Source organism: Caballeronia sp. RCC_10, assembly GCF_041360715.1.
In the GTDB taxonomy this organism is placed as follows: domain Bacteria; phylum Pseudomonadota; class Gammaproteobacteria; order Burkholderiales; family Burkholderiaceae; genus Caballeronia; species Caballeronia grimmiae.
The window spans coordinates 487,651-513,293 of record NZ_JBFUPT010000001.1 but is presented as its reverse complement, the minus strand read 5'-3'; the positions used below and the strand labels follow the sequence as shown (position 1 = coordinate 513,293).

21 protein-coding genes are annotated in these 25,643 nt (G+C 64.1%); 9 read left to right on the top strand and 12 right to left on the bottom strand.

The window, feature by feature from the left end:
* The first annotated feature begins 96 nt into the window (after positions 1-96).
* Positions 97-3,624 carry a DNA polymerase III subunit alpha gene (gene dnaE / locus AB6804_RS02400; protein ID WP_370885076.1) on the top strand — a complete coding sequence of 1,176 codons (3,528 nt, stop codon included), beginning with the start codon at positions 97-99 and terminating at the stop codon, positions 3,622-3,624.
* Here the strand turns inward: dnaE and AB6804_RS02395 are convergent.
* Positions 3,618-4,385: a glycosyltransferase family 2 protein gene (locus AB6804_RS02395; protein WP_370885075.1), complete on the bottom strand. Its 768-nt coding sequence runs from the start codon at positions 4,383-4,385 to the stop codon at positions 3,618-3,620. The genes dnaE and AB6804_RS02395 overlap by 7 nt on opposite strands.
* A gap of 259 nt (positions 4,386-4,644) precedes the next feature.
* Between AB6804_RS02395 and msbA the strand changes: the two genes are divergently transcribed.
* From msbA to AB6804_RS02370, 5 genes are all read left to right on the top strand, one after another.
* On the top strand, positions 4,645-6,363 hold the full coding sequence (msbA, locus tag AB6804_RS02390) for a lipid A export permease/ATP-binding protein MsbA (RefSeq protein WP_370885403.1): 1,719 nt from the start codon (positions 4,645-4,647) through the stop codon (positions 6,361-6,363).
* A 75-nt stretch (positions 6,364-6,438) separates the two neighbouring features.
* Positions 6,439-7,407, top strand: a complete 969-nt coding sequence (waaC, locus tag AB6804_RS02385; protein WP_370885074.1) for a lipopolysaccharide heptosyltransferase I — start codon at positions 6,439-6,441, stop codon at positions 7,405-7,407.
* A complete protein-coding gene (locus AB6804_RS02380) occupies positions 7,404-8,594 on the top strand; it encodes a glycosyltransferase family 4 protein (RefSeq protein ID WP_370885073.1) in 1,191 nt (396 codons plus the stop codon). Before waaC ends, AB6804_RS02380 begins: the two co-directional genes overlap by 4 nt.
* 40 nt (positions 8,595-8,634) lie before the next feature.
* Entirely contained in the window at positions 8,635-9,600 is a 966-nt protein-coding gene (locus AB6804_RS02375; protein ID WP_370885072.1) for a glycosyltransferase family 4 protein, read from the top strand.
* Positions 9,601-9,625: 25 nt separating this feature from the next.
* The gene (locus tag AB6804_RS02370; protein WP_370885071.1) at positions 9,626-10,915 is read left to right on the top strand and encodes an O-antigen ligase family protein; all 1,290 of its coding nucleotides are present in this window, start codon (positions 9,626-9,628) and stop codon (positions 10,913-10,915) included.
* A 21-nt stretch (positions 10,916-10,936) separates the two neighbouring features.
* On the opposite strand, the gene rng is transcribed toward AB6804_RS02370, so the two are convergent.
* From rng to upp, 9 genes are all read right to left on the bottom strand, one after another.
* Positions 10,937-12,406 (bottom strand): ribonuclease G, encoded by a 1,470-nt coding sequence (rng, locus tag AB6804_RS02365; protein WP_035960843.1) that lies wholly within the window; start codon positions 12,404-12,406, stop codon positions 10,937-10,939.
* 7 nt (positions 12,407-12,413) lie between these two features.
* Positions 12,414-13,040, bottom strand: coding sequence for a nucleoside triphosphate pyrophosphatase (locus AB6804_RS02360; protein ID WP_370885070.1), 627 nt, complete (start codon positions 13,038-13,040; stop codon positions 12,414-12,416).
* 55 nt (positions 13,041-13,095) lie between these two features.
* Positions 13,096-13,566: a 23S rRNA (pseudouridine(1915)-N(3))-methyltransferase RlmH gene (gene rlmH, locus AB6804_RS02355; protein WP_035960846.1), complete on the bottom strand. Its 471-nt coding sequence runs from the start codon at positions 13,564-13,566 to the stop codon at positions 13,096-13,098.
* Between the two features lie 11 nt (positions 13,567-13,577).
* Complete coding sequence (rsfS, locus tag AB6804_RS02350; protein WP_035960848.1) at positions 13,578-14,042, bottom strand: ribosome silencing factor; 465 nt, start codon at positions 14,040-14,042, stop codon at positions 13,578-13,580.
* A 2-nt stretch (positions 14,043-14,044) separates the two neighbouring features.
* Positions 14,045-14,755, bottom strand: a complete 711-nt coding sequence (locus tag AB6804_RS02345) for a nicotinate-nucleotide adenylyltransferase (protein WP_370885069.1) — start codon at positions 14,753-14,755, stop codon at positions 14,045-14,047.
* On the bottom strand, positions 14,746-15,705 hold the full coding sequence (gene hemF / locus AB6804_RS02340; RefSeq protein ID WP_370885068.1) for an oxygen-dependent coproporphyrinogen oxidase: 960 nt from the start codon (positions 15,703-15,705) through the stop codon (positions 14,746-14,748). The genes AB6804_RS02345 and hemF overlap by 10 nt, the downstream gene beginning before the upstream one ends.
* A gap of 110 nt (positions 15,706-15,815) precedes the next feature.
* A complete protein-coding gene (purD, locus tag AB6804_RS02335) occupies positions 15,816-17,105 on the bottom strand; it encodes a phosphoribosylamine--glycine ligase (protein WP_370885067.1) in 1,290 nt (429 codons plus the stop codon).
* A 200-nt stretch (positions 17,106-17,305) separates the two neighbouring features.
* The gene (locus tag AB6804_RS02330; RefSeq protein WP_370885066.1) at positions 17,306-18,034 is read right to left on the bottom strand and encodes a YebC/PmpR family DNA-binding transcriptional regulator; all 729 of its coding nucleotides are present in this window, start codon (positions 18,032-18,034) and stop codon (positions 17,306-17,308) included.
* A gap of 329 nt (positions 18,035-18,363) precedes the next feature.
* Complete coding sequence (gene upp, locus AB6804_RS02325; RefSeq protein ID WP_370885065.1) at positions 18,364-19,017, bottom strand: uracil phosphoribosyltransferase; 654 nt, start codon at positions 19,015-19,017, stop codon at positions 18,364-18,366.
* A 308-nt stretch (positions 19,018-19,325) separates the two neighbouring features.
* Between upp and AB6804_RS02320 the strand changes: the two genes are divergently transcribed.
* Genes AB6804_RS02320 through AB6804_RS02310 form a run of 3 tightly spaced genes read left to right on the top strand, consistent with a single transcriptional unit; the run spans position 19,326 to position 21,504 of the window.
* Positions 19,326-20,105, top strand: a complete 780-nt coding sequence (locus AB6804_RS02320) for an SDR family oxidoreductase (protein WP_370885064.1) — start codon at positions 19,326-19,328, stop codon at positions 20,103-20,105.
* A 2-nt stretch (positions 20,106-20,107) separates the two neighbouring features.
* On the top strand, positions 20,108-20,497 hold the full coding sequence (locus AB6804_RS02315; protein WP_035960866.1) for a methylglyoxal synthase: 390 nt from the start codon (positions 20,108-20,110) through the stop codon (positions 20,495-20,497).
* 32 nt (positions 20,498-20,529) lie between these two features.
* Positions 20,530-21,504: a quinone oxidoreductase gene (locus AB6804_RS02310; protein WP_370885063.1), complete on the top strand. Its 975-nt coding sequence runs from the start codon at positions 20,530-20,532 to the stop codon at positions 21,502-21,504.
* A gap of 18 nt (positions 21,505-21,522) precedes the next feature.
* On the opposite strand, the gene AB6804_RS02305 is transcribed toward AB6804_RS02310, so the two are convergent.
* The gene (locus AB6804_RS02305; protein ID WP_370885062.1) at positions 21,523-22,218 is read right to left on the bottom strand and encodes an SDR family oxidoreductase; all 696 of its coding nucleotides are present in this window, start codon (positions 22,216-22,218) and stop codon (positions 21,523-21,525) included.
* Between the two features lie 88 nt (positions 22,219-22,306).
* A complete protein-coding gene (locus AB6804_RS02300; protein ID WP_370885061.1) occupies positions 22,307-25,642 on the bottom strand; it encodes an efflux RND transporter permease subunit in 3,336 nt (1,111 codons plus the stop codon).
* Between the last annotated feature and the right edge of the window lies 1 nt (position 25,643).

The following is a 25,643-nucleotide window of genomic DNA, read 5'->3' as shown; positions in this document are numbered from 1 at the left end:
AAGCCTTGCGCGTGCGCAAATTCGACCGCGCAAAGCCCCTCGTCCGTTCGGCTAACGCGGCTTGCCCGAGGGTTTTTGCGATGACCCGGATGTACAATGTCGGCCATGTCAGATCCCCGCTTCGTTCATCTCCGCGTCCACTCCGAATTCTCGATTGCCGACGGCATCGTGCGGCTGGACGACGTCGTCAAGGCCGCGTCGAAGGACGGTCAGGGCGCGCTCGCGCTCACCGATCTCGCCAACGCCTTCGGTCTCGTGCGCTTCTACAAGGAAGCGCGCGGCAAGGGCATCAAGCCGATCGCCGGCTGCGATGTCTGGATCACGAATCCCGACGATCGCGACAAGCCTTCGCGCCTGCTTTTGCTCGTGCGCGACAAGACCGGCTATCTGAATCTGTGCGAATTGCTGAGCCGCGCGTGGCTCACGAATCAGTATCGGGGCCGCGCGGAAGTGATGGTCGAATGGCTCGAAGAAGGGCTGGCCGAGGGACTGCTTGCGCTGTCGGGTGCGCAGGGCGGCGACATCGGTCTCGCGCTTGCGGCGGGCAACGAAGCGAACGCCGAGCGCCACGCCGGGCGATGGGCGAAACTCTTTCCGAACGCGTTCTATATCGAACTGCAGCGCGCCGGGCAGCCGGGCGAACAGGCGTATATCCAGGAAGCCGTCGCGCTTGCGGCGAAGCTCGGCTTACCCGTGGTAGCGACGCATCCTCTGCAGTTCATGACGCCCGACGACTACACCGCTCACGAAGCGCGCGTCTGTATCTCGGAAGGCGACATGCTCGCGAATCCGCGCCGTCAGAAACGCTTCACGACGGACCAGTATTTCCGCACGCAAGACGAGATGTGCGCGCTGTTCGCTGATATCCCGTCGGCGCTCGCGAACACCGTCGAAATTGCGAAGCGCTGCAATCTCACGCTCGAACTCGGCAAGCCGAAGCTGCCGCTTTTCCCAACGCCCGATGGCATGTCGCTCGACGACTACCTCGTGCAGTTGTCGAAGGAAGGGCTGGAAGTGCGGCTCGCACAGCTTTATCCCGACGAAGGTGAGCGCGAAGCGCAGCGTGAGACCTATTACAAGCGGCTCGACTTCGAGTGCGGCACGATCATTAAAATGGGCTTTCCGGGCTACTTCCTGATCGTCGCCGACTTCATCATGTGGGCGAAGAACAACGGCGTGCCCGTGGGGCCCGGCCGCGGCTCGGGCGCGGGTTCGCTCGTCGCGTATGCGCTCGGCATCACCGACCTCGATCCGCTGCGCTACAACCTCCTGTTCGAGCGATTCCTAAATCCGGAACGCGTGTCGATGCCCGACTTCGACATCGACTTCTGTCAGGAAGGGCGCGACCGCGTCATTCAATACGTGAAGGGCAAGTACGGCGCGGACGCCGTCTCGCAGATCGCGACCTTCGGCACGATGGCCGCGAAGGCGGCAGTGCGCGACATCGGCCGCGTGCTCGATCTCGGCTACATGTTCACGGACGGCATCGCCAAGCTGATTCCGTTCAAGCCGGGCAAGCACGTGACCATCGCGGATGCGATGAAGGAAGAGCCGACGCTGCAGGAGCGCTTCGATTCCGAAGACGAGGTGCACCAGCTGCTCGAACTCGCGCAGCGCGTGGAAGGGCTGACGCGCAACGTCGGCATGCACGCGGGCGGCGTGCTGATCGCGCCCGGCAAGCTCACGGATTTCTGCCCGCTCTATACGCAGGGCGAGGACGGCGGCGTCGTCAGCCAGTACGACAAGGACGACGTGGAAGCCGTCGGTCTCGTCAAGTTCGACTTTCTGGGCCTGACCACGCTCACGATTCTGGACTGGGCCGAACGTTACATTCGCCGGCTCGACCCGTCGAAGAAGGACTGGAGCCTCGCGCAGGTGCCGCTGGACGATCCCGCTTCGTTCACGATCCTCAAGAAAGCGAACACCGTCGCCGTGTTCCAGCTGGAAAGCCGCGGCATGCAGGGCATGCTGAAGGACGCGCAGCCGGACCGCTTCGAGGACATCATCGCGCTGGTGGCGCTGTATCGTCCGGGGCCGATGGACCTGATACCGAGCTTCTGCGCGCGCAAGCACGGGCGCGAGATCGTCGAGTATCCGGACCCGCGCGTCGAACCTGTTCTGCAAGAGACCTACGGCATCATGGTCTATCAGGAGCAGGTGATGCAGATGGCGCAGATCATCGGCGGATACTCGCTCGGCGGTGCGGACTTGCTGCGTCGCGCGATGGGCAAGAAGAAGCCCGAGGAGATGGCGCAGCATCGCGAACTGTTTGCCGAGGGCGCGGCGAAGAACGGTCTGTCGCGCGCGAAGTCCGACGAAATCTTCGATTTGATGGAGAAGTTCGCGGGCTACGGCTTCAACAAGTCGCACGCGGCGGCGTATGCGCTGCTCGCGTACTACACGGCGTGGCTGAAGGCGCATCATCCGGCGGAATTCATGGCGGCCAACATGTCGCTCGCCATGGACGACACCGACAAGGTGAAGATCCTCTTCGAGGATTGCATCGGCAACGGCATGGCCGTGCTGCCGCCGGACATCAACCGTTCGGCGTATCGCTTCGAGCCGGTCGCGGAAGCCGACGGCAAGCGTTCGAGGACCATCCGCTATGGTCTCGGCGCGGTGAAGGGCAGCGGCCAGAACGCCATCGAGGAAATTCTTCGCGCACGCGAAGACGGTCCGTTCGTCGATCTGTTCGATTTCTGCGAGCGCATCGACCGCCGCGTCGTAAATCGCCGGACGGTGGAGGCGCTGATTCGCGCCGGCGCGTTCGACACCGTCCACGCGAATCGCGCGCAATTGCTCGCGTCCGTGCCGATGGCGATGGAAGCCGCCGATCAGGCCGCCGCCAACGCGATGCAGGCCGGCCTGTTCGACATGGGCGACGCGCCGCTCGCGAAGCACGAATACGTCGATGAACCCGCGTGGTCGGACAAGAAGCGTCTGCAGGAAGAGAAGACGGCGCTCGGTTTCTACCTTTCGGGCCATCTTTTCGATGCGTACAAGGGCGAAGTGCGGCGCTTCGTGCGTCAGAAGATCGGCGAGCTGAAGGAAGGGCGCGACAAGCTGGTGGCGGGCGTCATTTCTTCGTTGCGCACCCAGATGACCCAGCGCGGCAAGATGCTGATCGTCAATCTCGACGATGGCACCGGCCAGTGCGAAGTGACCGTGTTCAACGAGCAGTTCGAAGCGAACAAGGCGCTGTTCAAGGAAGATGAACTGCTCGTCGTGCAAGGCCAGGCGCGCAACGATGCGTTCACGGGCGGCATTCGCTTTACCGTCGATACCGCGATGGACCTCGAGCGCGCCCGCAGCCGCTATGCGCAGTCGGTGAAGGTCGAGATGAACGGCAACGCCGATGCGCTGCGTCTCAAGCGCGTGCTGGAAGCGCATACGGCGGGGGCGGAGGCGCCTGCGACTCCGGTCGCGGCGCCGTCGCGCGAGAACGGGCGCTCGCGTCAACAGGCGCCGATTCCGAACGGGCTCAACGTGAGCATCGTGTATCGCAGCGAGCACGCCGAAGGCGAAGTGCGGCTAGGCGATGCGTGGCGCGTGAAACCGACCGACGAACTCATCACCGCGTTGCGCGGGGAGTTCGCGGGGAGCGAGATCGAGATCGTTTATTGATCGGCCGCTTCGTTCAGGCGCGCGAGCTTGACGAAGCGGTAATACACGGTCTGCGCGTTGAAGACGGCGATCATGAAGCCCGCTCGCCCGTCGAGGAAACCGCGCCGCAGCAAGTAAGTCCTGACGAACGCCCAGAGCCCGCGCGTGATCGCAATGCCGAGACTTCCCCGCTTGCCCGCGGCATGGCGCTGCAATGCGCCGGCCGTCGAGTACGCGTCGAGCTTGCGCAACACCGTTTCGAAGTCCTCGTAAGAGTAGTGCATCAGTTTGCCTTCGAGCCGCGCGACGGGCGTGCCGGTCCGCACGACGAGGCGCTCATGCACGAGATCATCCGAGAAGCGCGCGCAGCCGCGTTTGAAGAGGCGGGGAATCCAGTCGGGATACCAGCCGCTGTGCCTGATCCACTGGCCGCAGAAACTCGATAACCGGTCCACTGCATACACATCGGAGCGTGGACTGTTCATCGCGGCCCGGATGGACGCGGCCAGTTCCGGCGTCACGACTTCGTCGGCGTCGATCGACAGCACCCAGTCCGTCGACAGCGCATCGAGCGCGCGATTCTTCTGCGGCCCGAAGCCCGGCCACTCGCGCCTGATCAGCACGCGCGCGCCGTGCGCGTTTGCGATATCCACGGTCGTATCGGTGCTGCCGCCGTCGATCACGACGATATCGTCGGCGAAGGAAACGGAGTCGAGGCATTGCGCGAGCGGTGCAGCCGCGTTGTACGTAATGATGGCGATGCCGAGACTGGCGTGCGTCATGAAATGAAGCCGAGTGGACCGTGGCGCGTATTTTAAGACCATCGGTCGCGATTTACGTTTGCGCCTTGATGAGCCGCAGGTAGCCAACGGTTTACAATGGCGGATTGTTGTGGCGCGGGGCCATGCCGCCCGGCGCGGTTCTTCGCCCGGCTGGCGGCGCGCGCGCCGGGACAACGCAACGGCAGAGGATCATTTGAGCGAGAAGCAGACACTTAGAAAGACCATCGGCGAGGGCGAGAACTCATCGTCCACTGCCGTCATGCGGCGGCTCTGGCCGTATCTGCGGCCGCTCATGGGCTTCGTGCTCCTCGGTCTCCTTGCGATGGGCTTCGTCGCCGCGAGCGAGGCCGGCATCCCGATGCTGCTCAAGCCGCTGCTCGATCATGGTTTCGGCACGAAGAGCAGCGACAAGGCGAGGTGGATCGTGCCCGTCGCGGTGATCGGCCTTGCGCTGGTGCGCGGCACCGCGCAGTATGCTGCCGGCTACTTTCTTTCATATGTATCGAACAAGATCCTGCTGCAGTTACGCCTGCAGATGTTCGACCGCATGATCCACACGAGCGCCGGCTTTTTTCAGCGTGAGACGGCGAGCACGGTGATCAACGCGATCGTCTTCGAGGTCAATCAGATCCTGCAGGTGTTGTCCGGCGTCGTCGTGACGCTGGTGCGCGATTCACTGACCGTCGTGTTCCTGCTCGGCTACCTGTTCATTCTCAACTGGCGACTCACGCTGATCGTCGCGGTCATTTTGCCGGCCATTGGCTGGCTCGTTTCGAAGATCAACCGGCGCTTGCGGCGGCTGAACCGCGAGCATCAGATGTTGACCAACGAGCTGTCGTATATCGTCGAAGAGACGGTCGGCGGCTACAAGGTCGTGAAGGTGCACAACGGCGAGCCGTACGAGATGGGGCGCTTCTCCGAGATGAGCGGCCGCTTGCGCGGCTACGCGATGCGCATGCAGGTGTCCGGCGGCCTCGCGCAGCCGCTGACGCAATTCCTTGCTTCGATCGCGCTCGCCGTCGTCATCACGATTGCGGTGCTGCAATCCGCGAGCGACCAGACGACGGTCGGCGGCTTCGTCGCATTCGTCACGTCGATGCTGCTCGTCATCTCGCCGCTCAAACATCTGATCGACGTGAATCAGCCGCTGCAGCGCGGCGTGACGGCGGCCGAACTGATCTTCGGTCTCATCGATGAACCGCCGGAGCCGGCCGGCGGCGGGCGTCCGCTTCCACGCGCCGACGGCCGCATCGAGTTCCGGAACGTGTCGTTCAATTACGGCACGCAGGAACGCGCCACGCTCGACGACGTCTCCTTCAAGGTCGCGCCGGGCGAAATGGTGGCGCTCGCGGGGCCGTCCGGAAGCGGCAAGACCACGCTCGTCAACTTGCTGCCGCGCTTCTTCGATCCAGCCGGCGGCCAGGTGCTCGTCGACGGCGCCCCGATCACCGAATACGCGCTGCATGATCTGCGCGCACAGATCGCGATGGTCAGCCAGGACGTCGTGCTCTTCAACGATACGATCGCTGCCAACGTTGCTTACGGCACCGTTCCGGACCGCGATCGCGTGCTGGCGGCGCTGGCCGCAGCCAACCTCTCCGATGTCATCGGCTCGCTGCCCGATGGCATAGATACCTTGATCGGCGGCAACGGCATGCGCTTGTCGGGCGGCCAGCGTCAACGGCTCGCCATCGCGCGCGCCATCTATAAGGACGCCCCGATCCTGATCCTCGACGAAGCGACGTCGGCGCTCGACTCCGAGTCCGAGCGGCACGTACAGTCCGCGCTCGAAACGCTGATGAAGGGCCGCACGACGCTCGTCATCGCGCACCGGCTGTCGACGATCGAGCGCGCTGACCGCATCCTCGTACTGGAAGCGGGCAAGATCGCGGAGCAGGGCAGTCATGCCGAACTGCTGCGGCTCGGCGGCCTGTATGCCCATCTGCATCGCATTCAGTATCAGCAACAGGCGGCGTGAGGCCGTTCTGCTGCGTTCCATTCCACAACTCGCCTTTGTCGAACGAGCAGTTTCCAACATGCAAGCGATCGCAGAATGAAGCGAGTTTTGATAGTCAAGGTCAGTTCGTTGGGCGATGTGATACAGGCACAGGCGGTCGTCGGTGATCTGCATCGCGCGTTTCCGGGGCTGAAGGTCGACTGGGCGACCGACGAGAATTTCGCCGACATACCGCGCTGGAATGCGGGCGTCGCGCGGGTGCTGTGTGCGCCGCTGCGGCGCTTCAAGAAGGCGCGCAACCTTGGGGATCTAAAGGCGATCTGGGCGTCGATTGCCGATTTGCGGCGCGAACGCTACGACGCCGTCTTCGACCTGCACGGCGTCTACAAGAGCGCGATCATCTCGTTTCTCGCCCGTTCGAAGCGCCGCTTCGGTTACGCGAACGTCAATCTGGGCGAGCGCGGCGCTGCCTTTGCCTATACGCATCGGTTCGCGCCTCGTCACGATGCGAACGCGTGGCGCGGCATGCGCCAGACGCTGGCGGACACGCTCGGCTATGCGATCGACGCCGCTCCGCCCAGCGTCTTTGCCATTCCGAAGCCCGCCGCGCCGCTTCCCGTGATCAAAGACGTGCCGTTCGCCTTGCTCTTTCACGCGACGTCCAAGGCGGAAAAGAAGTGGCCGATCGACAAGTGGATTGCGGTGGCGCAGTCGCTCGTCGCGCGGGGCATGACGCCGCTTCTGCCGTGGGGTTCCGATGCCGAGCGGCGCGACGCCGAAGCGATCGCGCAAGACGTGGCCGGCGCGCGGGTGCTGCCGAAACTGACCATCGAGGAGATGGCGCAGCACATCGCGCTGGCCGCGCTGGTTGTCGGAACGGATACCGGCCTCGTGCATCTCGCGAGCGAACTGCGCCGGCCGACGGTGATGATTTTTAGCGCGACCTCGCGACCGCATTTTGGTGTAGATGTCCCCGGCTTATGTGTCTCGATTGGCGATGAAGGCGCTCCGCCGTCCGTTGAACAGACGCTTGCGGCCATTGATTCTGTAGTTGAGCGTTCTTGAAGATACTTCTTACTAATTTTCACGATGGCCGCGGTGGCGGCCACGACACATATATCGTCGCGAATGCACGGGCTCTGTCCGTGAGGCATCAGGTGTTTATCGCAGCACGCGGCTCGAGCCGGCTGTTCGACCATGCCCGCGCTTTGCCGGGCGTGACCGCCGTGCCGATGAATTTTCTCGCCAGGATCAAGGACTTCCCGCGAATGCGCGCCGCCTGGCGCACGTTGATCGAATGCGAGCGCTTCGACGTCATCCATGCGAACGGCTCGCCGGATCACCGTTTGTTGCTGCTCGTCATGTTGTGGTGGAAGAAACCACGGCCCGGGATCGTTTTTACGAAGCACGACTCAATTGCCATCAAGCGCGACTTCCTGACCCGGCTCCGGGCGACGCTCGCTACTGACGAAGTCATTGCCGTGGCCGATTCGACTGCGGAACTCGTGCGCGGGTCGGTTTATGGGCACTGTCCGCTCACGGTAGTGAAGAACGGCGTTGACCTTGTCAAATTCGCGCCGCGCGATACCGCCGTTGCCGCCGTGAAGCGCGAGAGGATGCTGGGAAAGGAGTGCGCCAAACGTCTGGTTATCGGCACCATTAGCGGGTTCGATTCGTATAAGGGGACCATGGACATGATCGCGGCGTTGGCCGCGCTTCCCGCGGACTTGCGCGCGCAGGTTATGGTGGTCGTGGCGGGCACCGAGCCGAACGACGAGCAGGAGCAAATCATCGATTCGCTCGGCATGCGGGATCATGTACATGTTGCCGGATTCGTCGAGAATGTGGCGGACTACATCGCCACGTTCGACGTGGGTTTCGTGCTGTCGTTCGCAGTGGAAACGGTGTCCTTCGCGTGCCGCGAGATGATGGCGATGGCCAAGCCCGTCATCGTGACTTCCTACGCCGGGCTGCCCGAAAACGTCGATGACGGCGAGAACGGCTGGATCGTCGAGCCGCGCGACGTCGAGGCCCTGAGCGCGACGCTACGATCGATCATCGCGGCTCGCAGCCAGTTGCCGGCGATTGGCGCGCGCGCGTACGGCAAGGCAATAAGCGAGTTCTCGGACGAGCGCTTCATCGATGCGACCGAGGCGGTTCATCGGCGTGTCGCGCCTGCCTTTTCCGCGCACGCGCCGTTCATCGTGAATTCGATCGTCACGCGTTTATCAACTTCCAGCTGGGATGCCTAACGCAGTGCCTAAGCCGACCATCCACCTCATCAACGGATTCATGAATGAGAACGGCGGCAGCGAGCAGGAAGCCCTGCATCTCGCCCGCCTGTTACGCGATCGCAGCGATCTCACGTTGTGGTCGCCGTCGGCACGTTGTTCGCCGGAGCTTGCGCGCCGCCATGGCATCCGGCGAATCGGGCTCGGCGCGGGGCATCGTCCGAATGGCGGCACGTTTGTATTCGTCGGCTCGCACTGGCGCAACAAGCTGTGGCCGTACCTCACCCGCGCGCCACAGCGCCTGATCTACGTGTTCAACACGTTCCATCCGAAGATCCTCTCGCTGACCGCGACACATCCGTCGATGCTGCGCTGGCCGCGCACGGAGTACGTGTTCATCTCTGAGTTCCAGAGAAAGCTGCTGGGCGTCGACGGCGAAGTGCAGCCGTCGCCCATCGACATCGTGCAGTTCTCACCCGCCCCGCAACAGCGTCCAACCAATGGGCGTCCGGTTGTCGGGCGCCTGAGCCGCGACACGCTGGACAAGCACGATCTCGACGACATCGCGCTTTACCGGGCCTGGGTCGGCGACGGTGCCGAGATACGACTGCAGGGCGCAACCGCGTTGCGCGCGGCAACTGGCGAAGCGCTGGCGAATGCTCCGGCCATTCATATGCTGCCCGAAGGCGCGTTGCCCGCAGTGAGCTTCCTGCAGAGCCTCGATGTCTTTTATTATCGGACCGGCGCGCATGTCGAGACGTTCGGGCGGGTCGTGCTCGAAGCGATGGCGTGCGGACTGCCCGTCGTATGTCACCGGCGCGGAGGCTATGCCGAATGGATTCGCCAGGGCGAGAACGGCTTTCTGTTCGATACGACCGATGAAGCGCGCGGTCTCGTCAGCACGCTGCTGAACGATCGCGCGTTGCGTGAGGCGGTCGGAAAGCAAGCTCGCCGCACGGTGGAAGCCATCTATTCGGACGAGGCCCTTCGAAGCCGGGCTGATTTCTATCTGCGTGGCGCGAGATGAAGGTTCGGGGTACCGGAAACAAATAATGCAAGTCACATATAACTCCAAGCTGGGCCGCTCGGGTAGCGAGTCTTACCAGTTGGTCGCGGCGAAATGGTTTGCCATCCTGACGCTTTGCCTCGTGCCCATTTCGACGGCAGGCGTAAACGTCGGCTCCGCGGTATTCGCGGTGCTGGCTCTGATATCGCCTGAAGTATGGCGGCGTGCGCGTACGTTGCGCGCTCGGTCGCCCGCGGCATTGGCTGCGCTCGTGCTGTTCATCGCGCTCGCATTGAGCCTCGCGTACACGTCGCCGGGCATGAACGAGGCGGTCGATTTCCTGATGAAGTACAGGAAGCTGCTGTTCATCCCGCTGCTTTATCTCGTCTTTGCCGACGATAAGTCCACGGCATGGACCAGCGTCGCCGTGTGGGGCCTTTTCGCGTCGCTCGTGCTGACGATGATCCTGACCTACACGAACTACCTGGGCTGGACGGCGGTCGGGCCGGTGCACGGCACGGACGCGATGACGCGGCCTTGGGTCTTCAAGGACCATATCTCCGGCGGCCTGATGATGGCGTTTTTGGTTTGCCTCGCGGCATCGCTGGCGAAGTCGGCGAAGCACGCGGTCGCGAGCAAGGCGCTGTATCTCGTTGCCGTGCTGGCGATGGTCAACGTCCTGTTCGTGCTTCAAGGGCGCACGGGGCAAGTGGTGGCGATCGCGTACATCGCCATATATCTCGTGATGCACGCGGCGCAGTTCCGCCGATACGACAAGCGCACGCGCTGGATTGCGAGCGTCGGAGCGATCATCGTCTGCCTGTGCGTCGGAGCGTTCGTGATGCACGGCAAGGATTCGCGCCTTGCCGACACGGCCCAGGAGATCACCCAGTTCGAAACGCAGAACAAGAACACGTCGATGGGCGTGCGTATCGAGTTTTACCGCCGCAGCCTCGCGCTGATCGCGGAGCGGCCTATCGCTGGCTTCGGCGTGGGCAGCGTGCGCACGCAGTTCGAGCGGCTTGCGAGCATGCAGACGGGCGGACGCGCGGCCATGGCCGGCAATCCGCACAACGAGTTCTTCCTGATGGGCGTACAGCTCGGGTTGATCGGCGTCGCGCTCTTCGTATGGTTTCTGGTCGCGGTGGCGCGAGCGAGTCAACGCCTCGTCGAGCCTGCGCGGAGTATCGCGCAGGGTTATCTCTTTGCGTTCGTGCTCGGCTGTCTCGCGAACTCGTTGCTGCTGAACTTCACCGAGGGCAACTTGTTCGTGTTTCTTATCGGGATATTGATCAGCGCCGCGCCGAAGGAGGGCGGGCAGACGCGGGCAGTTTAGACGGATGATGCGGGGCAGTCGTCACATCAACACGATGTCATATTGCTCCTGACTCAGATTCGACTCCACCTGCAACGAAACCGGCTTCCCGATGAAGTCCATCAGCATCGCCAGATGCTGGGACTCTTCTTCGAGGAACAGATCGATGACCTGCTGCGACGCCACCACCCGAAACTCGCGCGGATTGAATTGCCGCGATTCGCGCATGATTTCGCGCAGCACGTCATAACACACGGTCCGGGGCGTTTTCACCTGCCCCTTGCCCTCACAGGTCGGGCATGGCTCGCACAGCACATGCGCCAGCGACTCCCGGGTGCGCTTGCGCGTCATCTCCACCAGCCCGAGCTGCGAAAACCCGTTGACGGTCACGCGTGTCCGGTCCCGCGACAACGCCTTCTTCAACTCACCCAGGACCTGATCGCGATGCTCGACATTCTCCATGTCGATGAAATCGATGATGATGATCCCGCCGAGATTCCGCAACCGCAGTTGCCGCGCGATCGTATGCGCCGCTTCGAGGTTGGTCTTGAAGATCGTGTCATCGAAGTTGCGCGCGCCGACATAGCCGCCCGTGTTCACGTCGATGGTCGTCATCGCTTCGGTCTGATCGATCATCAGATAGCCGCCCGACTTCAGATCGACGCGCCGCGACAGCGCCCGCAAAATCTCCGCCTCGATGTTGTACAGATCGAAGAGCGGCCGCTCGCCCGTGTAGTGATGCAGCCGCGACGCCACCGCCGGTGTGAACTCCGCCGCAAAATCCGCGAGCATCTGATAGGTCTCGCGTGAATCCACCTGAATGCGCGTCGTCTCGTCGTTGACGAAGTCGCGCAGCACGCGTTGCGCGAGATTCAAATCCTGATAGAGCAGCGTCGTCGCCGGCACGCGTTGAGCCTGCGTCACGATGGTCGCCCAGGTCTTGCGCAAGTAGGCGACATCGGCGGCCAGCTCTTCGCTCGACGCATCCTCGGCAATCGTCCGCACGATATAGCCGCCTTTCTCGTCGGCGGGCAGCACGGCGGTCAGGCGCGCGCGCACGGCCTCGCGATCCGCCTCGCTTTCGATCTTCTGCGAGATGCCGATATGCGGCTCCTGCGGCAGATACACGAGCGTGCGTCCCGCAATGCTCACCTGCGTCGACAGCCGCGCGCCCTTCGTGCCGATCGGGTCCTTCACGACCTGCACCATGAGCGCCTGTCCTTCGAACACGATCTTTTCGATCGGCACGTGCGTACCCGATCCATGCGGCTCGCCCGCGATGCGCGGATGCCAGATATCGGCGACATGAAGAAACGCCGCGCGCTCGAGACCGATATCGATGAACGCGGATTGCATGCCCGGCAACACACGCACGACCTTGCCGAGATACACATTGCCGACGCGCCCGCGAGACAACGTGCGCTCCACGTGAAGTTCCTGAACAGCGCCTTGCTGAACCAGTGCGACGCGGGTTTCTTGCGGTGTGACGTTGATCAGGATTTCTTCGTTCATGGCCTGTTTAGAATTCGACGCGCGCCACGCGCAAGAGTGCTGCGGTTTCGAAAAGGGGCAAACCCATGATACCTGAATAGGACCCGTCGATTCGCTCGATGAACTCCGCCGCTCGGCCCTGTATGCCATACGCGCCGGCCTTGCCGAGCGGCTCGCCCGTGGCGGCATACCGTTGCAGCGCAGCACGTTCGACAGCCGCGAAGCGCACCATCGAACGCGACAAGACCGGCTCGAGCAACGCGCCTTCCGCATCGACGACGGCGATCGCGGTCAGCACTTCATGCTCGCGTCCGGCGAGACGCTCGAGCATCGCGACGGCATCGTCTTCATGCAAGGGCTTGCCGAGAATGTGGCCGTCGATGGTCACGGTCGTATCGGCGACGAGAATCGGTGCGGCTGCATGCTTGCCTGCAAGCAGGCGATCACGCGCAGCATGTGCCTTGAGCGCACAGACGCGCACGACGTACGCATCGGCGGATTCACCATGAAGTTCGGCTTCGAGCGCTTCGGCGTCTTCATCGGGGCGCGGCAGCAGCAGTTCATAACGAACGCCGAGTTGCCTCAGCAACTCTTGTCGACGCGGGCTTTGCGAGGCGAGATAGACGTAGGGATAGACGTTGGATTGAGCGGACATCGGATAGTTGGAAGTTCGAAGCGCGCGGCCTTCGGCGTCCAACTAATGGGAAGGCTCACGCGCGGTGATAAGGATGATTCTGCGTGATGCTCCACGCCCGGTAAAGCTGTTCGGCGAGCAGCACGCGCACCATGCCGTGCGGCAGCGTCAGACTCGACACGCGCAGCATGATTTCCGCGCGAGCCTTCACTTCGGGCGCAAGCCCATCCGCGCCGCCGATCACGAAGGCGACATCGCGCCCGTCCTGCTGCCAGCCGGGCAGGGCGTTGGCGAGTTGCATCGTGGTCCAGTCGCGGCCGCGTTCGTCGAGGGCGACGACGCGCGCGTTCTTCGGCAAGGCGGCTTCGATACGCTGCTTCTCCGCAGCCATCACGCTCTCTGCGTTGCGCCCCGACGATCGCTGCTCGGGCTTGATCTCCTTCAGCTCGATGCGCAACTCGGGCGGCATGCGCTTCGCGTATTCGTCGAAGCCATTCGTGATCCAGTCGGGCATCTTGTGTCCGACGGCAAGGATGACCAGCTTCATGAAGACGCTTTTTATGCCTGCTTGCGCGTGGTCTTGCGAGCCGGGCGCTTGACTGCCGGTGCGTCGTCCTGATCTTCGTCCTCGTCTTCGTCCGCATCCGCGGTGACGCGTGCGCCGCCGAACATGCTCGGCTTTTGCAGCTTCACGCGCACGGGCTTGTCGCCCCAGACTTCCTCGAGGTTGTAGTACTGGCGCAGCGCCGGCTGAAGAATGTGTACGACCGCGTCGCCGCAATCGACCAGCACCCATTCGCCGATGTCTTCGCCTTCCGTGCTGATGATGTCGCCACCCGCTTCCTTGACCTTTTCGCGCACGCTGTTCGCGAGCGCCTTGGTCTGCCGGTTCGACGTCCCGCTCGCCACGACCACGCGGTCGAACAGCGACGTCAGGTGGGTCGTGTTGAACACCTTGATGTCTTGCGCCTTGACGTCTTCGAGACCGTCGATGATCGCGCGTTGAAGCTTTTGAAGTTCCATAATTACCGTTGGTACAGGTGATGTTGAACAATATAGTCCCATACGGCGGATGGGACCTGGGCGCGCGCGTCATTGACGCTTGCGCCCGCCGTTGTGTTTGCTGCTTGACGAATCGCCGTCGCGGATACGTCGATCATGAGCGTCTCGTCGATCAGCACGTGCCCATGCGCGCAGTTGCGCAAGACTTCGGGCGACGCCCGCCGCGCGGTCACCTCGGCGGCGACTTCGGCGGGCAACGTGCCGATATCGAAGCCCGGCCGCGTTTCGACGCACACGTGCGCGAGTTCGAAGAGCCGCTTCCAGTCGTGCCACGAATCCAGCCTGACGAGCTGGTCGGCGCCGATCAGCAGCGCCAGCGAAGCCTTCGCGCCTTCGCGCTCGCGCCAGTGAGCGAGCGTATCGACCGTATAAGTGGCGCCTTCGCGCTCGATTTCCTCGGTCGCGACCGTGACTGTCACGCCGCCCATATCGAGCGATGCCGCCGCCGCACGCGTCATCGCCAGCCGATGATGCGGCGCCGACACGCCTGCCTTCTGCCACGGCTGACCCGCCGGCAGCAGCACCAGTTCGGTCAGTTGCAGCAAGTCGGCGAAGCGCCGCGCGAGTGCGAGATGACCGGTGTGGATCGGATCGAAAGTCCCGCCCAGCAAGCCGATGCGCTTCGCGCACGGAGCGTTCGCGCCGTCGAGATTCGAAGCCCCGGTCACAGCCATTCCCTGCGCACTAGAAAATCGCGGTAGAGCCGCGCTTCCGGCGTGCCGGGTTCCGGTTGCCAGTCGTACCGCCAGTTGGCGACGGGCGGCATCGACATGAGAATGGATTCCGTGCGTCCGCCGCTTTGCAGCCCGAAATGCGTGCCGCGGTCGAACACGAGATTGAACTCGACGTAGCGGCCGCGCCGGTACGCCTGAAACTCGCGCTCGCGCTCGGTCCAGGGCGTTTCGCGGCGGCGCTCGATGATTGGCAGATACGCTTTCAGGAACGCATCGCCGACGCTTCGCATCATCGCGAACGAGCGCTCGAAGCCGGGTTCCGAGAAGTCATCGAAAAAAATTCCGCCGATGCCGCGCGCTTCATTTCGATGCTTCAAATAAAAATACTCGTCGCACCACGTCTTGAAACGCGGATACAGATCCGCGCCGAACGGTTGCAGCGCATCCCGGCATACGCGATGAAAATGCACCGCGTCTTCTTCGTAACCGTAGATCGGCGTGAGATCCATGCCGCCGCCGAACCAGAAAACCGGCGTTTCGCCGTCCTTCAGCGCGGTCAGCATGCGCACGTTCATGTGCACGGTCGGGCAGTGCGGATTGCGCGGATGCAGCACGAGCGAGACGCCCATCGCCTCGAAGCCGCGTCCCGCGAGTTGCGGACGCGCCGCGCTCGCCGACGGCGGCAGCGCGTCGCCCTGCACATCCGAAAAACCGATGCCGCCGCGCTCGAAAAAATCGCCGCCCTCGAGAATGCGCGTCACGCCGCCGCCGCGAAGATGCGCGCCGGGCTCGCGGGACCAGGCGTCGGTGGCGAACGGCGTGCCGTCGAACGCGCCGAGCGCATCGGCGATGGAAGCCTGAAGGCCCGTCAGATACTCACGCACAGCCGTAATGTCGGGCGATGCGTCCTGTCGTGCCTGGTTGTCCGCGCTGCGGTTCGGTTCACTCATCGATCGATGCACTGCGCCAGCCGGCTGGCGCGTAGGTAAGAGATGCGCTTAAAAACACTGCCGGACACGAGGTCCGGCAGCACGGTGTCGCGTTGAGTTGCGAACGCCTGTCAGCCGTGGCGGTCGGCCTGCTTGCGATTGAGCGCGCGATAACCGATGTCGCGGCGGTACTGCATGCCATCGAACGAGATCTGGTTGACTGTATCGTAGACCACGGATTGCGCGCCGCGCACGGAATCCGCCAGGCCCACGACGCACAGCACCCGGCCGCCGGACGTCGTCAACTTGCCGTCAGCGAGCGTCGTGCCCGCGTGGAACGTCACGGCGTTGTCCGTTTCGGCGGGAATGCCGTTGATGCGGTCGCCGTTGCGTGGCGTGTCCGGATAGTTGTACGCGGCCAGCACGACGCCCAGCGCCGTGCGGCGGTCCCAGTCGAGTTCCGCGCCGTCGAGCTTGCCGTCGATGGCCATTTCCACGACCTTCGAGAAATCGCCCTTCAGGCGCGCCATGATCGGCTGCGTTTCCGGGTCGCCCATTCGGCAGTTGAATTCGAGCGTTTTCGGATTGCCGTTCGCGTCGATCATCAGGCCGGCGTACAGGAAACCGGTATAGCGGATGCCTTCGTTTTCCATGCCGCGCACCGTCGGCAGGATGATTTCGCGCATCACGCGGGCGTGCAGTTGCGGCGTGACGATCGGCGCGGGCGAATACGCGCCCATGCCGCCCGTGTTCGGGCCCTTGTCGCCGTCGAGCAGGCGCTTGTGGTCCTGGCTGGAGGCGAGCGCCAGCACATGCTTGCCGTCCACCATGACGATGAAACTCGCTTCCTCGCCTGTCAGGAATTCCTCGATCACGACACGCGCGCCTGCATCGCCGAACTGGTTGTCGGCGAGCATCGAATCGACGGCGGCGTGCGCTTCTTCCGCGTTCATCGCGACGACCACGCCCTTGCCGGCGGCGAGACCGTCCGCCTTCACGACGATCGGCGCGCCTTTTGCGTCGATGTAGGCGTGCGCGGCGGCGGCGTCGGTGAACGTTTCGTATTCGGCGGTCGGGATGTTGTGGCGTTTCATGAACGCCTTCGCGAAGTCCTTCGAGCTTTCGAGCTGCGCGGCTTCTTTCGTCGGGCCGAAGATCTTGAGCCCGCGCGAGCGGAACAGATTGACGATGCCCGCTGCGAGCGGCGCTTCCGGACCGACGACCGTCAGCGCGATGTGCTCTTTCTCGGCGAAATCGGCGAGCGCCGCCGGGTCGGTGATGTCGAGGTTGCGCAGGCGCTCGTCCTGCGCGGTGCCGCCGTTGCCGGGCGCCACATAGACCATCTGCACGCGCGGCGACTGTGCGAGCTTCCATGCCAGCGCATGTTCGCGACCGCCGGAACCGACGACGAGTAACTTCATTTGAATCCCCGAAAAACTGGTGTTAAAGCAGTGGCGGCGCACCGGCCGGCGCGCATGGCGCGCGGGCGCGGACAGGACACGGCAAAACGAAGGCGGCTCGCGCGGACATCGGCTGCGTCACGCGCCTTCCCATGCGTCGAGACAAGCGAAAGGCGTTCCCAATATGCCGGTCATCGCGGGCAGGCGGCCGCAGCGCGCGATCACGCGTCGTTGATCGCGGCGTTTGTATAGACTTCCTGCACGTCGTCGAGATTTTCGAGCGCGTCGAGCAGTTTTTGCATCTTCACCGCGTCGTCGCCGCTGAATTCGACTTCGGTCTGCGGTTTCATCGTCACTTCGGCGAGTTCGGCCTTGAAGCCCGCGGCTTCCAGCGCGTCCTTCACCTTCTGGAAATCGTTCGCCGGGCAGATCACTTCGATGCTGCCGTCTTCGTTCGTCACGACGTCGTCGGCTCCGGCTTCGAGCGCCGCGTCCATCAGCGTGTCCTCAGACGTGCCCGGCGCGAACAGGAACTGGCCGACGTGTACGAACATGAACGACACCGAGCCGTCCGTGCCCATGTTGCCGCCGAACTTCGAGAACGCATGGCGCACTTCCGCGACGGTGCGGGTGCGGTTGTCCGTCATGGTGTCGACGATGATCGCCGCGCCGCCGATGCCATAGCCTTCGTAGCGGATCTCTTCGTAGTTCGCGCCATCGACGCCGCCGACGCCGCGCTGGATCGCGCGGTTGATGTTGTCCTTCGGCATGTTGGCGTCGTAGGCCTTGTCGACCGCGAGCCGCAGGCGCGGGTTCGAATCGATGTCGCCGCCGCCCATGCGCGCCGCGACCTGGATTTCCTTGATGAGGCGCGTCCAGACCTTGCCTTTCTTGGCGTCGGCCGCGGCCTTCTTATGCTTGATGTTGGCCCATTTCGAATGACCCGCCATTACCTTTCTCCGTCGCGCGCGGCAAGAAACCGAGCGCCAAATGTGCTGTGCGTGCTGAATGTGTCCGCGCCGCCTGGCTTCGCGCGGGGTTGCGCGGTCGGGCGGCAAGCTGGCTTCCGCCGGTAACGCGCGCTTCGCTCGAGGCGTCTCTTGAACGCGCCGCCGGGCGCTCGAGCGCCCGATTTACCGATTAGGAACAGACCGAAATTTTATCATGGCCCCAAGCAGCGGCAGCCTTCGCCTGGCCGAATGGACGATGAAAACGACACCGCCGCACGGGCGTGCGGCGGCGCGGGCAGAGCGGCGAAGCGCGAAAGGGCTAAAGCGCGTCAGTTGCGCGTGCCGAACAGGCGGTCGCCGGCGTCGCCGAGGCCGGGGACGATATACGCATGCTCGTTCAGATGCGAATCCAGCGACGCCACGTAGAGCTTCACGTTCGGATGCGCGTCCTGGAACACCTTCACGCCCTCCGGTGCGGCCACAAGCGCGACGAAAATGATGTTCTCGTCCAGCACGTTGCGGCGCTTCATCACGTCGACGGCGTGAACGGCCGAATAACCGGTCGCCACCATCGGATCGCACAGGATGAACACGCGCTCTTCGAGATCGGGCGGGAGGCGCACGAGATACTCGACCGGACGATGATCGTCCGCGCGATACACGCCGATATGCCCGACGCGCGCCGACGGAACCAGGTCCAGCAAGCCGTCCGACATGCCGATGCCCGCGCGCAGCACCGGCACGATCGCGAGCTTCTTGCCGGCGATCACCGGCGCATCGATTTCGACGAGCGGCGTGGCGACGCGCTTCGTCGTCAATTGCAGGTTGCGCGTGATTTCATAGCCCATCAGCAGCGTGATTTCCCGCAGCAGCTCGCGGAACGTGCGCGTCGACGTGTCCTTGTCCCGCATGTGGGTGAGCTTGTGCTGGATCAGCGGGTGATTGAGGATGAAGAGATTCGGGAAGCGGCTGTCTTGTTTCATGGGTCTCGCGCGATGCGCGTCCTGCTCGGGTGATGATCCTGCCTGGGCGATGAGCGCGGCGCGCATACGAAAGCGCCGGATGAGGCAGTGGCGACAGTTTACCGAAAAGGCCGGCGTCGTTTAGGAATAATCGTTCGCTGTTTGGCTGTGGCGGCACGCTTCGCCGGCCGCCGACGTTGCAGCCCCGATTCTTCTAGAATGCGCGAGAGGCGTTTCGAAGCGCGCAACGCATTGCCTTATGCAGCACATCGGGCATCGCGCTTCGGGCCAACAATTCGAACACTCAACGACGACATGGAGGATGGACGATGGATCTGGGAATCGCGGGGCGCACCGCGCTCGTGTGCGCAGCAAGCAAAGGGCTCGGGCGCGGCTGTGCGGAAGCGCTCGCCGCCGAGGGCGTCAATCTGGTGATCACGGCGCGCACGGCCGAGACGCTCGAAGCGACCGCCGAAAGCATCCGCTCGAAATATGGCGTCGACGTGCAGGCCGTCGCCTGCGACATCACCACGCCCGCCGGCCATGCCGCCGCGCTCGCCGCGTGCCCGCAACCGGACATTCTGGTGAACAACGCGGGCGGGCCGCCGCCGGGCGACTTCCGCAACTTCACGCATGAAATGTGGATCAAGGCGCTCGAAGCGAACATGCTGACGCCGATCGAACTGATCAAGCGCACCATCGACGGCATGATCGACCGCGGTTTCGGCCGCATCGTCAATATCACGAGTTCGTCGGTGAAAGCGCCGATCGACGTGCTCGGCCTCTCCAACGGCGCGCGCTCGGGACTGACCGGCTTCGTCGCGGGCGTGGCGCGCAAGGTCGCGTCGACGGGCGTCACCATCAATAACCTGCTGCCGGGCACGTTCGACACCGACCGCGTCGCCGTCACGTTCGAGGCGCAGGCGAAGGCGCAGAACATCACGATCGAAGAAGCGCGGGCGCAGCGGGCGCAGGCGCTGCCGGCGGGCCGCTTTGGCCATGCCGACGAGTTCGGCAGAACGTGCGCGTTCCTCTGCAGCGTGCATGCGGGTTACATCATCGGGCAGAACATTCTGATCGATGGCGGCGCTTACCCGGGGACGTACTGAGCATGAGCACACGCGTCGCGCTCATCGCGCACGACATGAAAAAGGACGACATCGTCGCGCTCGCGGGCGAGTACGTCGACACGCTCGCCCAATGCCAGCTCGTCGCGACCGGCACGACCGGCGCGCGCATCGCGGCCGCGCACGGTCTCGACGTCGAACGCAAGCTGTCCGGCCCGCACGGCGGCGACTTGCAGATCGGCGGGGAACTGGCGGAAGGGCGCGTCGACGTGGTGATCTTCCTGCGCGACCCGATGACGCCGCAGCCGCACGAGCCGGATATCAACGCGCTCGTGCGCGCCTGCGACGTGCACAACGTGCCGTGCGCCACCAACGTGGCGACGGCGCGGATGATTCTCGACGAACTGCGCGCACGCCTTCCGCACGCGCGCTGAACTAATTACGAGACCAAGGAGACGATCGAGCGATGACCAAGGCAATCCGATTCGACAAGACAGGCGGCCCGGAAGTAATGAAGTGGGTCGATGTGGACGTGGGCGAGCCGGGCAAGGGCGAGATTCGCGTGAAGCATCATGCGGTGGGGCTGAATTTCATCGATGTGTATTTCCGCACCGGGCTTTATCCGATGCCGCTGCCCGGCGGCCTCGGCATGGAAGGCGCGGGCGAAGTGACGGCGGTGGGCGAGGGCGTCACGCAATTCAGGCCGGGTGATCGCGTGGCGTATGCGTCGCGTCCGCCGGGCGCGTATGCCGAGGAGCGCGTGATGGCCGCCGATTACGTCGTCAAGCTGCCGGATGCGATCGGCTACGAAGATGCCGCATCCATCATGCTGCAAGGTCTGACCGCGCAGTATTTGCTGCGACGCACGTATCGGGTCAAGGCGGGCGATACCGTGCTGATTCACGCGGCGGCGGGCGGCGTCGGCATGCTCGCGTGCCAGTGGGCGAAGGCGCTCGGCGCGACGGTGATCGGCACCGTCGGCTCGGATGAGAAGGCCGAGATCGCGAAGGCGCATGGCTGCGATCATCCGATCGTCTATACGCGCGAGAACTTCACCCAGCGCGTGCGTGAGATCACGAACGGCGCGGGCGTGCCCGTCGTCTACGATTCGATCGGCAAGGATACCTACATTGCGTCGCTCGACTGTCTTGCGCCGCTCGGCTTGTTCGTGAGCTTCGGCAATTCGTCGGGACCGCTGCCGCCGATCGATTCGTCCGAACTCGCGGGACGCGGCTCCTTGTACTTCACGCGTCCGACACTCTTCAGCTATATCGCGAAGCGCAGCGATCTCGATGCGATGGCCGCCGAATTGTTCGATGTCGTCGCGTCGGGGAAGGTCAAGACGAATGTACGGCAGCGTTATCCGATCGCGGAAGCGGCGCGCGCCCACGAAGACCTGGAAGCGCGCAGAACGACGGGATCGACCGTTCTGCTGCCTTGAGCGTGTCTGTCGCGTGAACTAGATGCGCTGGCTCGGACGCGCGAGCATCGGAGCCAGCGCGTCGCCCGCGATGAGCGCATCGAGCGCGTCTTCGATCGGCTCGTTTCCGCCGACGAAGCCGATGGTCTGATTCTTCACGCCACGCAACACGCATCGCACGGCCAGTGCGGCGACGTCTTCGCGCGATACCGCCGGCATGCTGTGCGTCCGCTCACCGGCCAATGCGATCGCGCCGCGCGCCGGCGCATCCGAAAGCGGGCCGGGCCGCAAGATGACATAAGGCACGCCGCGATGCGCGACGTAATCGTCGGATTCGCGTTTCATGCGCGAGTAGTGGCGCAGCGCGAGCGGGTTGCTGTCGGGATGCAACGCCGACAACGCGCTCACCACGACGAGTTGCCGCACACGGCGGCGCCTCGCGTAATCGGCGGTGCGCATCACGGCGTCGCGATCGATCGCGCGTTCCTCGCGCACGCCTTCCGTCTCCGCCGATCCGGCTGCGTAGATCACATGAGTGATGTCGTCGAACGCGTGCGAAAAGTCGTTGGTCAGATCGCCCAGCACGATTTCCGCGCCGAGCGCCGCCAACTCGCTCTTCTGCGCCGACTTGCGCAGCAGCGCACGAAAGGCGATGCCTTCGTCATGCAGCCGCCGCGCGATCAGGCGCCCCGTGCGGCCGTGCGCGCCGATCAGCAGAACTTTCATCGCTTTCATTCGTGGTCGCTCCGTTCCGGTTGCCGGTCCTGAACACCGTAGGCGATTTTAGCGGTGCGCGCCACGTCGATTTGCGGCGGCGCGTTCCTTACTCGACCGCCCCCGCCGCGCGTGGCCCGCCGTTGCGCCGCGCACGCCGCGCTTCCGAGCGCAGACGGATGCGGTCCATGTAGAGATAGACCACCGGCGTCGTATAGAGCGTCAGCATCTGACTGACGATCAGCCCGCCGACGATCGCGATGCCGAGCGGCGCGCGCATCTCCGAACCTTCGCCCGTGCCGAACGCGAGCGGCAGTGCGCCGAGCAGCGCGGCGGCGGTCGTCATCATGATCGGGCGAAAGCGCAAGAGGCACGCTTCCTCGATCGCATCGCGCGATGTCTTCGCGCCGTTGCGCGTCGCGTCGATCGCGAAGTCCACCATCATGATCGCGTTCTTCTTGACGATGCCGATCAGCAGAATGACCGCGATCAGCGCGATGATGCTGAACTCCGTCTTGAACAGCAGCAGCGCGAGCAGTGCGCCGACGCCTGCGGACGGCAGCGTCGAGAGAATGGTGATCGGATGGATATAGCTCTCGTACAGGATGCCGAGCACGATATAAACCGCTGCGAGCGCCGCCAGAATGAGCAAAGGCTGGTCGTTCATCGACTGCTGGAACGCCTGCGCCGTGCCCTGGAAGCTGCCGTGGATGGTCTGCGGCACGCCGATCTGCGCCATCGTCTCGTAGATCGCGGCGGTCGCTTCCGAGAGCGACTTGCCCGGCGGCAAGTTAAAGGAAATTGTCGATGCGACAAACTGGCTCTGGTGGTTCACCGACAGCGGCGTATTGCCCGGCCCGAACTTCGCGATGGCCGATAGCGGCACCATCGTTTCCTTCGATGTCGAAACCGCCGCCCCCGACGACGATCCCGACTTGCCGCTCGCCGCAATCGCGTTGGTGGCCGAATTGCGCACGGATTCGAGCGCGAGCGCGGCGGTCGTGTCCGATGTGCTCGTCGACGATCCGCCCGCGCCGGTCGAACCGGTCGCCGATGTGGACGCCGTGCTCGTCGTGCTGGACGTAGTCGTCGAATTGGTCGATGCCGCGCCGCTCGCCGTGCCGCCCGACGTGCTGATGTAGATCTGCTTCAGCATCTCCGGGTCTTGCCAGTACTTCGGCGCGACTTCCATCACGACGTGGTACTGCGAGAGCGCGTTATAGATCGTGGAGACCTGCCGCTGGCCGAACGCGTCGTAGAGCGTGTTGTCGATTTGCGCGGGCTTGATGTTCAGGCGCGCGGCGGTCGCGCGGTCAAACGTGACCATTGCTTCGAGGCCGCCTTGCTGCTGGTCCGAGTTGACGTCGGTGAGTTCGGGGCGATGCTGCAGCGCCTCGGTCAGCTTCGGTCCCCACGTGTACAGGTCCGACGTGGTGTCGGACAACAACGTGAACTGGTACTGCGCGTTGGACTGCCGCCCGCCTACGCGAATGTCCTGCACCGCCTGAAGGAAGGTGCGCGCGCCGGCGACATCGGCGAGCGGCTTGCGCAGGCGAGCGATCACCTGATCCGCCGACACCTTGCGCTCGTCCTTGGGCTTCAGCGAGATGAACATGAAGCCCGAGTTGGTCGAGCGCCCGCCCGTGAAGCCCGCGACGCTATCGACGGCCGGGTCCGCTTCGACGATGCGCATCATCTCCGAGAACTTGGTCTTCATCGCCTGGAACGAGGTGCTCTGGTCCGCCTGAATGCCGCCGACGACGCGCCCCGTGTCCTGCTGCGGGAAGAAGCCCTTCGGCACGATCACGTACAGGTAAACGTTCAGCGCGATGGTCAGGAGCAGCACGACCAGAATGAGCAGCGGATGCCCGAGCGCCCAGCCGAGCGTGCGCGCATAGCCGCGCTGAAGGCGGTCGAACTGCCGTTCGAGCCAGCGCGCGAGCCGTCCTTCCTCACGCTTTTCGTGTCCTTCCTGCAAGAGGCGCGAGCACATCATCGGCGTGACGGTGAGCGACACGACGAGCGACACGGCAATCGCCAGCGACAGCGTCAGCGCGAACTCGCGGAACAGCCGGCCGACGATGCCGCCCATCAGCAGGATCGGCAGGAACACCGCGACGAGCGAGACGCTGATCGACAGCACGGTGAACCCGACTTCGCGCGCGCCGATGATCGCGGCCTGCCTGCGCGGCACGCCGTTTTCCACATGGCGCGAGATGTTCTCGAGCACGACGATGGCGTCGTCGACGACGAAGCCCGTCGCGATGGTCAGCGCCATGAGCGAGAGGTTGTCGAGCGAGAAGCCGAGCAGATACATCGCCGCGAAGGTGCCGATGATCGATATCGGCACCGCGACGCTCGGTATCAGCGTCGCGCGCCAGTTGCGCAGGAAGAGGAACACGACCATCACGACGAGCGCCACCGCGATCACGAGCGTGAGCTCGGTGTCGTGGAGGGAAGAGCGAATGGTGGTGGAACGGTCGGCGGTCGGCGTGATCTGGACGTCGGCGGGAAGGGCGGCCTGCAATTGCGGCAGCATGGACTTCACGCGGTCGATCGTCTCGATGATGTTCGCGCCCGGCTGGCGATACAGAATGACGAGCACCGCGCGCTTGTTGTTGATGAGGCCGAGGTTGCGCAGGTCTTCGACCGAGTCGACCACTTCGCCGACGTCCGACAGCCTGACCGCCGACCCGTTGCGATATGCGACGACGAGGTCCTTGTACTGCGATGCCTTGCTCGCCTGATCGTTGGTATAGAGCTGAACGCGCGTGCCCTTGAACTCGATCGCGCCTTTCGGGCTGTTCGCGTTCGCCGACGCGAGCGCCGCGCGCACGTCTTCGAGGCCGATGCCATAGTGAAAGAGCGCGCCCGGCTCCAGTTCGACGCGCACCGCCGGATTGGCCGAGCCGCTCACGTCCACTTCGCCGACGCCCGGCACCGTCGAGAGCGTCTGCTGCAGCACGGTCGCGGCGGAATCGTAGAGCGAGCCGGCCGTGCGCGTGGGCGACGAAAGCGCGAGCACGAGAATCGGCGCGTCGGCGGGATTGACCTTGTGATAGGTCGGATTGCTGCGCAGCGAAGCAGGCAGATCGGCGCGCGCCGCGTTGATCGCGGCCTGCACGTCGCGCGCGGCGCCGTCGATGTCGCGGTTGAGGCCGAATTGCAGCGTGATGCGCGTGCTGCCGACCGAGCTCATCGACGTCATCTCGCTCACATCGGCGATGCTGCCGAGATGCCGCTCGAGCGGGCTCGCCACGCTCGTCGCCACCGTCTCCGGGCTCGCGCCCGGCAGCGACGCCTGCACGGAGATGGTCGGGAAGTCCACTTGCGGCAACGGCGCGACCGGCAGCCTCACGAACGCGAACATGCCGGCGAGCGCGATGCCGATGGCGAGCAGTGTCGTCGCCACGGGCCGGTCGATGAAGAATCGCGACAGGTTCATG